General features: G+C 62.3%; 11 protein-coding genes. 3 read left to right on the top strand and 8 right to left on the bottom strand.

Annotation, left to right across the window (positions count from 1 at the left end):
- Position 1: 1 nt before the first annotated feature.
- The 3 genes from AUJ55_01620 to AUJ55_01610 all read right to left on the bottom strand — a co-directional run bounded on the left by AUJ55_01620 (position 2) and on the right by AUJ55_01610 (position 6,876).
- Complete coding sequence (locus AUJ55_01620; GenBank protein OIO60971.1) at positions 2-2,857, bottom strand: site-specific DNA-methyltransferase; 2,856 nt, start codon at positions 2,855-2,857, stop codon at positions 2-4.
- A gap of 2 nt (positions 2,858-2,859) precedes the next feature.
- Positions 2,860-3,708, bottom strand: coding sequence for a phage antirepressor protein (locus tag AUJ55_01615; GenBank protein ID OIO60970.1), 849 nt, complete (start codon positions 3,706-3,708; stop codon positions 2,860-2,862).
- A gap of 123 nt (positions 3,709-3,831) precedes the next feature.
- Positions 3,832-6,876, bottom strand: coding sequence for a restriction endonuclease (locus tag AUJ55_01610; GenBank protein OIO60969.1), 3,045 nt, complete (start codon positions 6,874-6,876; stop codon positions 3,832-3,834).
- Between the two features lie 420 nt (positions 6,877-7,296).
- Here AUJ55_01610 and AUJ55_01605 point away from each other — a divergent pair, with 420 nt between their 5' ends.
- The 3 genes from AUJ55_01605 (at position 7,297) to AUJ55_01595 (ending at position 8,872) form a co-directional block, all read left to right on the top strand.
- The gene (locus AUJ55_01605; GenBank protein OIO60968.1) at positions 7,297-7,563 is read left to right on the top strand and encodes a hypothetical protein; all 267 of its coding nucleotides are present in this window, start codon (positions 7,297-7,299) and stop codon (positions 7,561-7,563) included.
- A 103-nt stretch (positions 7,564-7,666) separates the two neighbouring features.
- Positions 7,667-8,113: a ferritin gene (locus tag AUJ55_01600; protein OIO61019.1), complete on the top strand. Its 447-nt coding sequence runs from the start codon at positions 7,667-7,669 to the stop codon at positions 8,111-8,113.
- 297 nt (positions 8,114-8,410) lie between these two features.
- Positions 8,411-8,872, top strand: coding sequence for a tRNA (uridine(34)/cytosine(34)/5-carboxymethylaminomethyluridine(34)-2'-O)-methyltransferase TrmL (locus AUJ55_01595; GenBank protein ID OIO60967.1), 462 nt, complete (start codon positions 8,411-8,413; stop codon positions 8,870-8,872).
- Positions 8,873-8,875: 3 nt separating this feature from the next.
- Here AUJ55_01595 and AUJ55_01590 read toward each other — a convergent pair whose 3' ends face one another.
- The 5 genes from AUJ55_01590 to AUJ55_01570 all read right to left on the bottom strand — a co-directional run bounded on the left by AUJ55_01590 (position 8,876) and on the right by AUJ55_01570 (position 15,415).
- Positions 8,876-11,200: a primosomal protein N' gene (locus AUJ55_01590; protein ID OIO60966.1), complete on the bottom strand. Its 2,325-nt coding sequence runs from the start codon at positions 11,198-11,200 to the stop codon at positions 8,876-8,878.
- Between the two features lie 35 nt (positions 11,201-11,235).
- Positions 11,236-12,141: a hypothetical protein gene (locus AUJ55_01585; protein ID OIO60965.1), complete on the bottom strand. Its 906-nt coding sequence runs from the start codon at positions 12,139-12,141 to the stop codon at positions 11,236-11,238.
- A gap of 93 nt (positions 12,142-12,234) precedes the next feature.
- Positions 12,235-12,447, bottom strand: a complete 213-nt coding sequence (locus tag AUJ55_01580) for a hypothetical protein (GenBank protein OIO61018.1) — start codon at positions 12,445-12,447, stop codon at positions 12,235-12,237.
- Between the two features lie 54 nt (positions 12,448-12,501).
- Entirely contained in the window at positions 12,502-12,894 is a 393-nt protein-coding gene (locus AUJ55_01575; protein OIO60964.1) for a hypothetical protein, read from the bottom strand.
- Positions 12,887-15,415: a hypothetical protein gene (locus AUJ55_01570; protein OIO60963.1), complete on the bottom strand. Its 2,529-nt coding sequence runs from the start codon at positions 15,413-15,415 to the stop codon at positions 12,887-12,889. Before AUJ55_01570 ends, AUJ55_01575 begins: the two co-directional genes overlap by 8 nt.
- Positions 15,416-15,476: the final 61 nt, after the last annotated feature.

The raw sequence follows: 15,476 nt of genomic DNA, 5'->3' as shown, positions 1-15,476 counted from the left end.
ATCACTCCACCCTGAACACCTTCATCACCTCATCCCCCAGGTGATTGATCACCTTCACTGCGATGCGGCCGGACTTGGGTTTGTCGAAGGGGCGTGAGGTATCGCTGTTCAGGGTAGCCCAGGCCTCCTCGTCGATTTCGGCTTTGAGGGTTGTCTTCAATGCTTTGTAGGGGTCGTTGGCGCCCAGGAAGTAGGCGTGGCGGACGAAGAAGGATTCCATGTTGTAGTCGGTGTCGATGAACCAGCAGGCGATGCCGTCGCTGCCGTCGCTGCGGACTTCGCCGGTGTTGGGGTGGAACACGTCCACGCCGTTGACCTTGACCCGCACCTGACCATCTTCGGCGTCGAGGATGTCGATGTCGGGCTCGCCGAAGATCACGAACAGGTTGCCCTTGCCGGTGTTCTTCAGGTCTTCGGCCATGTGCAGGTCGGCGTTCATGCGGGCCTTGAGCACGGGGATGCGGCCGAGTTTGTCGAACTCGGAGGAATGGGCGTCGTAGTTGAAGGCGCAGGCGATGAGCACGTCGAAAGCGGCGTCGCCCGCCTCGCGGGCGGCCTCCACCAGGTCGGGGCGGGAGACGGTGCCGAACTCGGGGCCGATGAAGATGGCGGCGCGTTTTTCACCGCCGGCATCTTCGTATCGGCCCTCGGCGCAAACCAGGTTGCCCGGCCAGGGGGTCAGGGCGGTGAAGTTGATCTTGTCTTCCTTGTGGGCCTGCTGAACGCCAGCGGTCTTCAGGTTTTCCAGGATCATCTGGACAAAGCTGCGTTCCTCGCCGTAGCCGGGCTCCAGCTCGGCCACCTTGTTGATCAGTTCGTCGTTTTCATCGACGGCCAGGACGCGGTGGGGCGACAGGCTTTCCACGGTGAAGGGACCGGCGACGCGGACCTTCTTCTTGTCATCAAAGGGCTTGTCGTAGAGGTATTCGAACTCGGCCTTGGCGGCGATGGAGGCGTCGATCTCCTTCTGGCGGGTGATGCGGGCTTGCCACCAGTCGGCGTGGAGTTTCTTCGCCGCATCGGGCCATTGGGCCTCGGCGTCGCGGGGGATTTCCCATTCCTGCCAATGTTTGCCCAGCGCCTGGTTGAGTTGCTCGCGCAGCGGTTCCAGCTTCGCCTGCCAATTGCTCCAGATGACGTCGATCTCGCTGTTGTTGGCGATGGATTTCAGGGTGATGTGGGGGACGCGCTCGTAGACGAAGCCGTGGCGGATGTTGCCGCGTGTGGGTTGGCTGGAAGGCGCGGTGCGGGTGACTTCGGCCTCCTTGATCTGCCCCTCGCGACTGTCGGCCAGCAGGTAGTAGGGGTAGCGGGCACCCATGATGCGGGCTCGGGCCAGGGCCAGGGCGACGCGGGAGGTATCAAGGGTGATCCAGCGGCGGCCCCATTGTTCGGCGACGTAGGCGGTGGTGCCGGAACCGCAGGTGGGGTCGAGAACCAAGTCGCCGGGGTCGGTAGTCATCAGGAGGCAGCGTTGAATGACGGTCGGTGATGTCTGAACAACATACATCTTGTCCGCCATGAAACTTGCAGCCACATCCTCCCAGCGGTTATTTATTTGTACAGCGGGAAAATCATCGAGGTAGCGAACGTATCCAAGTCGTTTCTCCGTGGCTTCCAAGCGCCCAGCTGCTTTGAGCCGTGCCATACCGCTCTCGTTTGTTTTCCAACGAACGGATAGCGATGGCTTATGTATGCGTCCATCCAACTCGACGCCGAACCAAGAAGCTGCCCCTTCGCCCTTATCACGACCCGCGCTCTGGGAAGTCAGATTATCCAGTGAATAAATGCGTAGCTCGCCAGTCTCAATCTGAGACGACAAATCCTCGGAAGTCTTGATAGACCGGCTATTGCCGAGGATATCTCTAAGCCTGTTGTAATTCGTGCCACCTGCTTCACCTGGGCGTTTACGTTTGAGTGCGGCTCGATACTTCACCTGCTGGCGATCTCTTGCATACCAGAGCAGGTAGTCGGTTGTTTGTCCAAGATAGTCATCGGTCGAGCCAGAAGTCTTGGCAAATCCGATCTGTGAAATGAAGTTCCCATCCCCAAACACCTCATCCATCACCGCCCGTACCCGGTGCACGTTCTCATCCCCAATCTGCACAAAGATCGACCCGGAATCCGTCAACAAATCCCGCGCCACAGTCAGCCGGTCGCGCAGGTAAGTGAGGTAGGAGTGGATGCCGTCGCGCCAGGTGTCGCGGAAGGCCTTGACCTGTTCCGGCTCGCGGGTGATGTGGTCGGTGTTGCCGTCTTTCACGTCCCGGCTGGTGGTGGACCACTGGAAGTTGCTGTTGAATTTGATGCCGTAGGGCGGATCGAAATAGATGCACTGCACCTGACCGCGCAGCCCTTCGCGCTCGGCCAGGGAGGCCATCACTTGCAGGCTGTCGCCCAAAATCATGCGGTTCTGCCAGTGGCCGTCGTGCTGGTAGAACTCGGTTTTGGCGTTGTTATCGGGCAGGCCGTTGAAGTCGGCGAAGAGGTCGACTTGCCGTAATTTCCCCGCCTGACGCCCCGCCGCTGCCTGTTGCTCCTGGCTTTGCTGGCGCAGGTCATCAATCAACACCTTGGGGTGGACCTTTTCCTGGATGTAAACCGGCGGGGCGTGAACGACGAGGTCGGACCAGTCTTGTTCATCCTTGCCGCGCCAGACCAGTTGCGGGTCCAGGTCGCGGTTGCGGCGCTGCTTTTCTTCCTCCTGCCCGGCAGCATTGCGAGGGTAGGCCACGCGAACCGGCGTCTGCTCTTCCTTCTGCATCACCGATTGGTATTCGGCGGTGGGGATGTTTTTGCGGGTGGCGTCGTGGGTAAGGGTTTCGACGCTAAGTTTTCTTTTCGGTGCTTTGGCCATGCTCAGGCTTCCTTCTTCTTCAGCTTTTTGCGTGCCACGGCTTCGGGCAAGGCTTTGTAGTTTTCCGGGCTGGCGACGCGCTTGCCGGATTTTTTCTCCAGGTCGCGGCGTGCCCGTCCGGCCACCGCGCCGCCCGCCACGGCCGCTTCGCGGTTCTCGCCGTAGCCTTGCGCGTCTTTATTACGAGCAATCTCGGTGGTGGAGGCTTCGCCCAGCATGGTGAAGATCAGTTCCAGATCGTTCATGTGGTCGCGCAGGTTGTCGGCGGGCTTGTCGAGACTCTTGAAGGTTTTGTATTCGGCGGGGGTCATGCCAAAGGTGGCGCGGCTGATTTCGGCGGTAAGGATGGCGTATTCGCGCTGCTCCTTGACGCCGCGCTTCTGCCATTCGTGGGTCAGTTCGTCGCGGATGGCGATGCCGCGCACCCGCTTTTCGATCCATTCGTCGCTGTAGCCCTTGGCTTTGTACAACTCGCGCATACGTGCGGCGGCCAGTTCGGGGTTTTCGATTTCTTCCAGCCGCTCGTAGCCCACCTGGGCCAGCCAGCGTTTGAACGGCTCGGCTTTGGGGGAGGGGATGGACTGAATGAGCCGAAGCAATTGCTCGGTATCCGCCACGTCGGTCAGACGCTGCTTGCCATCGGCTGCGGTCATCTTCAAGGCGTTACAAGCTGTAACGGTTTCATTGCCCTCGGCCAGCAGGCGCTTCTTGAGCACCCGCCAGTAGACCTGCGGGTTCTCGCTTTCGCTCAAGGCTGCGACGACATCGACAATGGCAAAGTACCAGCGTTGGGTGGCTTCGTCCCAGGCCGAACGGATGTGCTTGGACTCGAACAACTTGATGTTGCTCATGACTTCTTCTCCCGTTTCTGCCCGGCCTCTTGTCGAACCATTTTGTTGGCGCCAACAAAATGGTGCGCATCGCCACCTAGGGAGCATTTTCCTGACGCCAAGAAAATGCTCCTGAATGCAGTTTCAGCTTCCATCCACCACCCGCCCGATCATCTTGCTGAATTCGGCCTCCACCTTCGCGGCGAAGTCGTCCTGCATCTGCCAGACCTCGGTGAACTCGGCGAAGGCCCAGCGGCCGTATTGCTTGAGGTTGTTCACCCCCGGCACCCAGTAGGTTTCCATCGTGGCTTTCTTCTCCTTGGCGTCTTCGCGCCGGTAGCCTTTGACCTCGACCACAAGGTGCAGCAGGTCATCCTCGCCATGGCCGTCGTCTACAAGAACGACGAAGTCGGGCAGGTAGGTGCGCATTTCGGAGCCATAGCGGTACGGCACCTCCAGCCCCAGGTTGTGGTTCTTCACATAGGCGCGTACCTGCGGATGGGCTTCGGCGACGCGGCAAAACTCGCCTTCCCAACCGCTATCGAGAATGACCCAGTTGAGGTGGCAGCGGCGGGCGTCGGTCTGCCAGCGGTCTTTCTTCGCAGTGCTGAAGTTAACGTGGGCGGTGGTGCCGGTGGGGTTGTACGGATCAAGCACGGCTTTGATGGGGCGCTCACCAATCAGCGCTCGGGTGATGCCAGCGGTGATGCGTTCGCAAGCCACGTCGGCCAGGGCCTGATACATGAGCTGGGCCGGGTAGGTGCCGCCTTTGCAAACCAAACAGGTGTCCAGCCATTGTTTGGCGATGCGTTTGAGTTGGCCGAACAGGTAGAGCTTGGGTTCCTCGCCGGGGTCGCGCCACCGGGTGTAGATCAGGCGCTGGGTGAGGTGAAACAGCAGCGTGGAATGGCGCATGTCGCCGGTGTGGACCAGGTTCAGGTCCACATCCTGGCCGATGATGCCAGCGTTGCGGGTGATGGAGGGGCCAACCAGATCGGGGGTCAGTTCCAGCACGGAGTCGGCGTTGAACCCGGCGGTGAGGCGTTCTTCCGGGAGTTCCACCCGGTAGCCCTGGACGCGGGGGAAGCGGATTTCAAGAGCGTCGCGGTCGGGACGGATGGCCCTGACCTGGATGGTTTCGCGCGGCGGTTGCGGCGGCGCGACCACCGGTTTGGCGGTGAAGTCGAAGGGAATGCCGAGAACGTCGGCGTATTCGACGTTGAACAGCCCTGCCTCGTTGAGTTCGTAAGACTGGCGGCGCAAGGCGCGGCCAATGACCTGTTCGCACAGCAACTGGGTGCCGAAGGCGCGCACGCCCAGGACGTGGGTGACGGTGCTGGCGTCCCAGCCTTCGGTCAGCATGGAGACCGAAACCACGCAGCGAATGGAGTCGCCCAGTCGGCCAGCCTTGCCGACGGTGTTCATGACCTCGCGCAGCAAGGCCGCGTCGGTGATGGTGTCGGCCGCACGCGGGTCGCCGGTGCGTTCGATGATCTCGCGGCGGAAGCGCTCGATTTCGTCAGCGGCTATGCCCCGGAAGCTGTTATCCAAAGCCTCGCCGGATTCCAGTTGTTCGCTGTCGATGAGCAGGGTTTTGGGGCGGCCGAGTGGATTGCCGTGTTCATCAAAGTTGCGGAACAGTGGGAGCCGACCGTTCTCCAGCTTGCTGCTGCCATCGTCGTTTAGCCGCTGGAAGCCAGAGATGTAGTCGTACACCAGCTTGGAGGTCGAGGTGTTGTTGCAAACCACGATGAAGCAGGGCGGCACTTGGATTCCAGCCTGCTCCCACAAATCGTAGGTTTTCTTGTAATGGCCGTAGAGGGCTTCGAGGGCGGTTTGCAGGCGGGTCGGCAACTTAAGCGGGTCGAGTCCTTCGGCCTTGCCGCGCCCCTTCTTGGGCATGTCTTTGCGGATGTGTTCCCACAGGTTGCGGAACACCGGCACTTCGGCGCCGGGGATGTTGTCGGCCACCGGCACACGCGGCAGTTTGACGATGCCGCATTCGATGGCGTCCATCAGCGAGAAATCGCTGAGGGTCCAGGGGAACAGGGTGCCCTCGGCATAACCGGAACCACGCAGAAAGAAGGGGGTGGCGGATAGGTCGATCACCCGGCTAAGGCCCAGCTTGCGGTTGACGGCCTCCAAACCGGAAATCCACAGACGGGCTGCTTCGTTGTTTTCTTCCGCCTCCCTTTTCTCGTCCCCTTTCAGCTTTTCGTCGTCGTGGTTGGGTTTCTCCCGGTAGCAGTGATGAGCCTCGTCGTTGATGACCAGGATGTTCTTCATGCCCATCAACTCCGGCATGACCCTCTGGATCATCTGGCCTTCGGATTCCAACGTATCGAGTGCTTCGCCGCCACGGCCTTGCAGCAGCAGCCTACCGCCCTTGGACAGGGGCATACGTTCGCGCAGTTTGAAGGCGTGATAGTTGGTGATGACGATCTTGGCCCGTTCCAGGTCGCCCATCATGTCGCCGGGCACCAGCTCGCGGCTCTTGTAGTAGCTGTCCGGGTCGTTGGGCTGAAGGACGCGCAGGCGGTCCTTGATGGTGATGCCGGGGGTAACGATCAAAAACCCACGGGTGAATTTGCGGCTGTTGGGGCGTCGGACGGCATTGAGGGTTTGCCAAGCGATGAGCATGGCCATCACGGTGGTTTTGCCTGCACCGGTGGCCAGCTTGAGGGCCAAACGCAGTAAATCGGGATTGGCTGCTTGGCTGGACTCTTCCAGATGGCGCAAAAACCGTTCCCCGGTTTTTCCACTTTGGGGGGCAACTTCGGTCAGCCAAATGGCGGTTTCCGCCGCCTCTACCTGGCAAAAGAATGGGCGCACACCCCCAAACGGGTGGTGTCGCCAATGCTGGAGCAATCGGGCTGTTTCGGGGGTCACTCGCCAGTGGGCCGGGGGCAATTGCCGCCACTGCGCCACCTCTTCACGCAGGGCGTTGATCAAACCGGTGTGTTCGTAACGCTGGTCCTGGGTGGACAGCCCAAATCCTTCATCCAACGCCAGGTAATTTCCCTCCCCCCCTTTGCGCTTTTTGGGTTTGGGAATGGGGGTGACGAATTCTGCACTCCGCCGTTGCTCAATGGTCCGCTGGGTTGGTTGGCCGTGCTCATCCAACTCCCAATGCCGGGAGGGAGACTCGTAGGGGGAGTTGAGGATGGGTTGCTCGAAGAACGGATCCATTCCGCAGGAGACCTCAGCCAAAATGGGGTAGGGCTTACCGAAGGGGAGAAGGGTACCTGTCGACCCGAATGCGTCTACCTGAATCCTATCCCTCAGCGAGAGGTTGTCTTTCTTGCCCCTCATCAGCGAAAGGGCTGTCGTTATTCCTTCTACCCCACGACAACGAAAGACCGGCAGACTCCTGGAAAAGAGTGCCGTTGTTGGGTGGCTTCGGGCTGTGCCTCCAACTCCCGGCCCGGTTGGGGCTTTCGCATCCCCATGTGCCAAGCCTGACCCGAAGCCCCCCATCCCCCGCCCATCCCGGCGTCATCCCCGCGCAGGCGGGGATCCAGCGGGCGCGGGGGCGACGGTGGAGGGTGGGGTGGGGCCGCTACGGGGAAAAGGTCGTCCCGTTGAGCCCACCGGCTGGCGCGGGGCCATATGGCCAAAATCGTCGAGATTCAGCTGGCCCGGCTACGCAAGATTTTGCTCGATCGCAAGATCACCCTCGAATTGAGCGACGAGGCGGTGGGATGGCTGGCCGAACACGGTTTTGATTCCGCCTTCGGCGCCCGACCTTTGAAGCGTTTGATCCAACAGGCGATCCAAAACCCCCTGGCCATTGCGTTGCTGGAGGGCAGCTTCCGCGATGGCGACACCGTTCGGGTGATTGTGGATGGGGGGGAGTTGGGGTTTGAGAAAGGGTGACGAACTAAGCGCGATTTTACCGTTCGGGTAAGGGGCCGGTTGATTCCGTTCCCATCTTTCAAGGAGGTTGCACGCCATGCCCAAGAAGAAGAAAAAAGAGGAAATGATCGAGCCCCCCTCGGCAATCGAAGGGGTGCTAACCCGAGAGGCGTTGATCGAGCTACTCAATGAAGACCTGCGCCTGGAATACACCGCGATGATCCAGTACATCCAGCATTCGGCGGTGATGAAGGGGGCGCAGTACCGCAGCATTCAGCAAGAATTGGTGGTCCACGCCGCCGAGGAGCACCAACACGCCCTGCTTCTAGCCAACGAGATCGACTACCTGGGGGGTACCCCCGCCGTCGATGTTCGGCATGTCGTGACCTCTGAAGATCAGGTCGCCATGCTCCAGCAGGATTTGGTCGGCGAAAAGGTTGCCATCACCCGCTATAAAGAGCGGATGAAACAGGCCGAGGCGCTGGGGGAATACGCCCTCAAACGGGTCTTGGAGGACATCCTGACCCAAGAGCAGGAACACGAACGGGACATCCTCGACGCGCTGGGGTAAAGGGTGGGGCGTCATTCCGGGGCGCCATCGATAAACCCGGAATCCACCCGTGAACCGGTTTAACGCTGTGTCTGCATTGCTTCGGTTTTGATCAATCATGGGGACGGTGGAGCAACCACCGTCCCCTTTTTATTGCTTGGATTCGCGTTCGCCGGAGCACCCTTCCCCCCTCGGGAAGAGACGATGGGCGGATTGCCGATGATGCTTCCGATACCATCGATCCGCACAGCTTGAGCCTGTTGCACACGGGGCCGATCAACCCCCGCCCTTTTCCCCATCACGCTTGCCGGAGTCCCCGTGCCCGCCCCCTGCCCCCTCCACATCATCCTCTACCAACCCGAGATCCCCCCCAACACCGGCAATATCGTGCGGCTGTGCCGGGTCACCGGCGCCACCCTGCATCTGATCCATCCGCTGGGGTTTTCTTGGGACGACAAGCAGCTCAAGCGGGCGGGGCTCGACTACTGGCGGGAGGTGGCGATTCATCACCATGACGACTGGCAGGAGTTTCATAGGGCGTTCAATGGGCGGGTGCTGGCGGCGACAACCAAGACCGAGCGCTCCCTGTTCGAAGTTCGGTTTCAGCCGGGGGACGGACTGCTCTTCGGCCCCGAAAGCCGGGGGCTGCCGCCCGAGCAAATCGAAGGTGCCGACTCCGCCTTTCGCATCCCAATGGTGGATGACGTGCGCTCGTTGAACCTTTCTTCGGCGGCGGCGGTGGGGCTCTATACCGCTTGGCATCAACTTGGCGGGGTTTAACCCCTACATCATCTGCACCGGATCAACCTCCCAACGCAGGTTCACCCCTTGTTCTTCCGGCCACTGTTGCAGCAGCCGTAGGGCGCTGCGTAGCGCTGGGCGGGGGCCGCGTAGCAACAGGTGGTGGCGGTCGATCCCTTGAATTCGCTCAATCGGGGCGGGGGCGGGGCCGAGTAGGATCAAACCGGGCAGTTTGGCCAGCGTCCGCGCCACCCCCTCCAACGCCTGCCCCACCACCCGTTTGCCCTTACCCCGTGCGAGCACCCGCAGCATCGGCTGATCGGGCGGATAACCGAGCATCCGGCGCAGTGCCAGCTCCTCATCCAAAAATTGGGCGACTTCACCCCGCTGAATCTGCCCGAACAACGGGTGCTCCGGCTCGAAGGTCTGAATAAACACCTGTCCCGGCAGCTCGGCTCGCCCTGCCCGTCCCGAGGTTTGCACCAGGGTTTGGAAGAGCCTCTCCTGGGCGCGGAAGTCGGGCAGCGACAGCCCCTGATCGGCCAACACCACCCCTACCGTCGTCACCTTGGGAAAATCATGCCCCTTGGCCAGCATCTGGGTGCCGAGCAGGATGTCCCCCTCCCCTTGCCGGAAGGCCTCCAAAATCGTCCCGATCCCCTTAAGCCGGGCGGTGTCTCGGTCGAGCCGCAGTACCTTGGCCTTGGGCAGAATTTGGTTTAGCCACCCCTCAACCTGCTGAATTCCGACCCCGATGGGCGTGAGGAGCATCTGTTGGCAGGTGGGGCACAAATCGGGGACCGGCTTGGTATGACCGCAGTAGTGGCAAAGCAGGCGGCGAGGGTGGTGGTGGTAGGTCAGGGGGACGGCGCAGTGCTCGCAGGCGAACTCGGCGCCGCAACCGATGCAGCGTAAAAAAGGGGCGTAGCCGCGCCGGTTGAGCAGCAGGATCGCCTGCTCCCCCTTGGCTAGACCCTCTTCCAATGCCTGCCGCAAGGGCGCGGCGATCAGCGGACGGTCGAAGGGGTGACGGTCGGTCTCGTCCCGCCCCTGGCGCAGGTCGATCAGCCGTACCTCGGGCATTCTTCCCGCCCCTGCTCTTCCTGGTAGATCGATCCGCTCGTACCGCCCCATCTCGGCATTGCGCCAACTTTCAACCGAGGGGGTAGCGGTACCAAGCAGGCATAGCGCCCCCGCATTCTTGGCCAACACCACCGCCAAATCGCGGCCGTGGTAGCGCATCCCCTCCTCTTGCGACAGGGCGTTGTCGTGCTCTTCGTCGACCACCATAAGCTTGAGATTCAACCAAGGCAGGAAGAGGGCCGAGCGGGTCCCGACCAACACCTGGACCTGTCCCGCCCGCACCCGCCTTGCCAGGTCACCCCGGTCGGTCGCCCCTTGTGCCGAATGCCAAACACCCACCCGCCCAGGGAAGCGATCTTCAAAACGGGCGGCGGTTTGCGGGGTCAGGGCGATCTCGGGGACCACCACCAACACCTGCCCCCCCCGCTCCACCACTGTGCGGGCGATCCGCAGGTACACCTCGGTTTTGCCCGATCCGGTTGTACCGAAGAGCAAAGCTGGGCGCTCGGGCGCGGTCAGCATCTCGGTCAGGCGGGCCACTGCGGCAGCTTGATCGGGGTTGAGCTGCGGCCCCATGGGGAGCATTCCCTCCCGCCCCCGCTTGTGCCCCACCACCCAACCTTTGGCTTCAAGACTGCGCACCGCGTCGCGGCCGAATTGAGCCACCGCGTCGGCCTCTTCAAGAGGGTGACTGAGCAGAGCGTTGTGCAGCGCCAGCTGTCGATGGGCACGCGGTGCAATGGTGACGGCCCGCCCCTGCGCGCTGAGCACCAGCATTCGCCCCTCTCGGTCGACCGTCCCCCAATGCCCTTGCAGCCACCCCATCCAAAACCGGGCAAACGGGTGGGGCGTAAGCCCCGCAAGCAGGGTGCGGATCGGCAGGGTTTTGCCCGCTGGATGCTCTTGCCACCCGGCAAGCAGCCGAACCTTACCGGGGGGGTCCTCCTTGGGCAGCAGGGCAGCCAAGTAGGGGCCGAGGGGATAGCCGTAGTAATCGGCGGCCCAACACAGGGTCTGCCAGATGGGCTGGGGGACAGGAGCGGCAGCGGGCAGGTCGATGATCGGTTTGATGCGACCAACCGCCACGTCGTCGGGGGGTGCGGCATGCAGAGCAACGATCCAGCCCCGGGCGCGGCCCCGCCCCAAGGGCACCTCGACCTCGCGCCCCACCTTGGGGGGGCAATCCAGATCGTCGGGCCAGCGGTAGGTCAAGGGGGGAAGGGGGCGATCCACAACCACTTCGATCCAACCGGAGGGGGCGGCGCGGGTGGGATCTTGGTCCATCGGGGTTTCCAGGGGGGGATGCAAACCGAGGGGATTCAACCTTTGGCCGGGATGCTCTCGGCGGTCGCTGCCCCCGTCACCATCCAATCCTGGACCGTGTGCATCCCCAACTTGCGGCGCCAACGCCGCAGTGATTCGCGAAAGGCGGTGGGCGATTCGACAGCATCCTCAAACGCGTTGGCCGGAAGGTGGAGTAAGCGGGTCGGCTCGACGGTGCGGACCGAGGCGGTACGGGGACGGCCATCGAGCAGAGCCAGCTCGCCAATCACCTTGCCGTGGCCAAGTTGAGCCAACACGATGTCACGCGGCCCCTCGTGCCGGACCACCTCGACCGATCCCGAGACCACGATGTAGGCGTCACGGTCATGGGCACCCTGGCGGATAAAGATGTGACCGGGGGGCATATCAAGCCACTGCGCCGCAGCGGCGACCTTGCCTCGGGAATCTTCGTCGAGATGTTGCAACAGGGGATGACCCGCCAGCAGTTTGAGCGCTTCGAAACTACGCCCGATCACCTGCAAGGCGCCGGTGATGCCGGGATTGCGTTTGAGCGTCGATTTGGTCAGCGACCAGGGGATTTCAAGGACAAGGGCGTCGCCGGCGTGGGCCCGAATCCCCGATTCGCGCCGCCAGCGCCCCAGGGTGGCATTGAGCCCCAGCATGGCGCCCGCCTTGAGGTGGCCCAAGACCGTTCCCTGGTATTCCACCGAGACCTCGCCGTCGAGTAGCACCATGACCGAACGACCCAGGGAGCCCTCCTCCCATAGCGGTTCGTCGTCGCGCAAAATCTGCAATTTGCAGCCCGCCAACCAGTCCCGCCATTCCTCTCGGGGCAGGGAAATCAACAGCGGGCACCGCTTGAGCCGCTCGGTGAACCGCGACTCCTTGGCGGTACTCACCGGCTGCAAAAGCAGCGAACGCGATTGAATCAGAAAGCTCATGGAGGGCTGTCCCCTGGTGGGGTGGATGGGTTGCACACGGTGAGGGCTATGCCCCCAATGGCGCAGTGCCACCAATCACGATGAGGGTACTGCTTAGGTAAGCTTGGCTTTTAACGCCACCGGCATCTTGAGGTTGTTGTCCTTCACCTCAATCTGAAGAGTCTGCCCCTCCTCCAGCGTCACATCCCCCTCCTCACCCTCGCCACGTTCAATGGCCGAGTAGTGGACGAAGATCGCCCTGCCTTGATCGTCGCTTGCGTAACCAAAACCCTTTTTGACGTCGTAGCTGGTGACGGTGGCCTTAATCATGTCGGTTTCTCTTGGGTATCGGGCTGAAAATCGAGCCCCTCCGGGGAGGGGTCAATCTTTGGCAGGAACAATCGGAATACACAGGGGGATGCCGGGATCGAAGGGGGCGACCTGTTCGGCGCCCCTGTCGAGGGCGGGGCGGTCAAGTTGGCGGCGGATGTTGGCCATCATGGCGGCGTCGACGAACAAACCGAGTGGATGGTTGATGGTGGGGGGCAGGCGGTAACGCCCCTCCTCCCACTTCTTGGCGAGCAACACCGAGTCGAGCTGCATGGCCGCCTCGACCTCCCAGCGTCCGGTCGCCTCGTCGCGCACCTTCCACCAGCGGATTTCGTCGTCCTTGAGCATCAGCAGCTCGCCGGAGCGGTTGTGTTCGAGCCTGCGCCACCCCTTGCCGATCAAACTTTCGGCAATCTGCCGTTGCCGCGCCCCCTCTTCAGGCATCGACGGCGACCGGCTCAGCGCTCTGGGCACGGGCCACCACCACCAACTCGGCGGCGGGCAGGCTGCCGTCGGCAGGCATCGCCTGCAAGACCGGGGTGTCGACAAAGTGGCGGGGGACAAACAGGTACCCGGCCACACCGCGATCATTCACCTCAACCTCAGCCTCAAACACGCCGTGGGTGGTGCGCACCTGGATGCGGTCGCCGTTGTCGAGCTCAAGGCGCAGAGCATCGTCGGGATGCACCTCGACAAAACCGTGCCTGACCAGCCGCATCGGCCCCTCGGCATGGGTCGACAACGTGCCGTTGTGTTGACGGATCGATCCGGTGGTTAGCACCAGCCCGGAAGAGGGGGGGGCCGCGTCGAATGCAACCGCCCGATAGCTGCCCTTGGGGGCCGCTTCGGCAAAGAGGTTGGTGGCACGCCCCGCCATGGCGGGAACCGCAGCCTTAACCTGGGATTGCAGCTCGGCAAAGCCGCCAATCTCGCCAATCCCACCCAGGCGGCGGGCCAGGTTGTAAAGGATTTGCCAACCCGGTTTGGCCGCCTCTTTGGGGCTGATCGCCGCTTGGAACGACTGCACCAAACCGCCTTGATTGATGAAGGTGCCATCGCTCTCAGCGGTCGAAGCCAGAGGCAACACCACGTCGGCTGCCTGGGCGGTCGCCGTCATGAAGTGATCGCACACAACCAAGAAGTCAAGATCGTTCAGGGCCGCCGCCACCTTGCCGCCTGCCGGTAAGGTCACGGTCAGGTCTTCCCCGACCACCAACAGCCCCTTGATTTGGCTCCCCAGATGAGCAGCGATGCCCGCAGCGTCGAGACCCTCTACAGCAGGACGCAGACCGGCAGCGAGCACTCCGACCGAATTGGCCCGCTCCTGCATCACCAGAAGACCGGATCCCTCTTTGAAATGGCCGCTAACCAACGCCAGCAGCGCCAGCGCCTCGGCGATTTCGCGATTCTGCCCACCCACCGCCGATTCAACGGCGGTGATGAAGACTGCGTTGTTCGCACCGGCCACCTTGGCCGCCGCCTCACCCACCTGTTCGGCGGGGATGCCGCAAACCTGAGCAACATGCTCGGGCGTGAAACGGGCAACCGATCCGGCCAGCGCCTCAAAGCCCTCTCCACGCTCCGCCGCCGCCTCACAATCGACCAAGCCTCCCTGAATCAGGGCGTTGATAACCCCGTAAACAAAGGCCGTTTCGGTGCCGGGACGGACCCGGGCATGGGGGGTGGAGTAACGGGAAAATTTCTCTTCCCGACCATCGACCAACACCAGGTTGCTACCCTCGTTGCGGTGAACCAGGTGGGAGACCACATAACCGGCGACCGGCTGGGTTTCGGAGATCACGGCGCGGGCGATGAAGACCAAATCGGCCTGCTCGATGGCGGCGGCGCCACGGATCGTAGCGTTGCTGCGCACCCCGATCACCGCCTCGATGCCATCGAGTGCGGCAGCGCTTTGGCTGCCGCCGATGCAATCAAGGTGCGCCGAACCGAGCCCCTCCCGCACTGCTTTGCGCAGCAGGAAGGCCTCTTCCATCGTCATGCCGCCGCTGCCCACCGCTGCCACGGCATTGGCCCCATGATCCGACTTAACCCGCTGAAGCTTCTCGGCCACCCAATCGAGCGCCTCGGACCAGGTCGCGGTTTGGAACGTGCCGTTTTTCTTGATGAGGGGCTGACGGATCCGCTGTTCCGATTCGATGTAGCCCCAACCGTAGCTCCCACGGGTGCAGAGCAACCCCTGGTTGTGACCCAGATCGGGGGAGGTGGTCACCCGCAACACCTCGTCGTTGGCGACCCCGTACTTCAAGTGGCAACCGACGCCGCAGTAAGTGCAGATCGACTCTTTCTTCGCCTGATCCCAGGGGCGGGAGCGGTACTTGTAGAGCTTGTCGCCCAAGGCGCCGACCGGACAGACCGAGACGCAGGCGCCGCAGTACTCGCAGTCGAGCACCTTGCCGAAGCTCGGGACCACCTTGGTGTGATAGCCGCGATACGACATCGCCAGCGCCGCCACATCGATCACCTCGTCGCACATGCGCACGCATTTTTCGCAGAGTACGCAGAGGTTGTTGTCGATCTGAATCAGGGGCGAGCGGTCGTCGACGGTGTAATGATGCTTGGGGGCCTCTAGGCGGGAGGTCTGCGGGCCGTGGGCAAACGAAAGGTTCTGCAGGGTGCACTCACCCCCCTTGTCGCAGGTCGGGCAATCCAAGGGGTGGTAGGTGAGGAGCAGCTCCAGCAGGGTCTTGCGGTTGGCCGCGATCTGCTCGGTCTGGGTGGTCACCACCATGTCGGGCATCACCGGGTGGGTGCAGGCAGTCGCCAATCCGCGCCCCCCCTCGACCTGAACCAGGCACATGCGGCAGGCGCCGAACGGCTTGATACGAGGATCAAAGCACATCGTCGGGATGTCGACACCGGCGACCTCGGCCGCCTGCAAAATGGTGTGGTCGCGGGGAACCTCGACCGTCTTGCCATCGATGGTGACTTTCACCAAATCAGACATATTCAGAAACTCCTCGGCGGACCGCCGGGCGGCCCACGGCTTCGGGAAGATCAGAAGAACT

The sequence above is a fragment of the Proteobacteria bacterium CG1_02_64_396 genome (genome assembly GCA_001872725.1).
Taxonomy (GTDB): Bacteria; Pseudomonadota; MNWR01; order CG1-02-64-396; family CG1-02-64-396; genus CG1-02-64-396.
The sequence above is the reverse complement of the archived record's forward strand: the minus strand, read 5'-3'. Positions and strand labels throughout refer to the sequence as shown.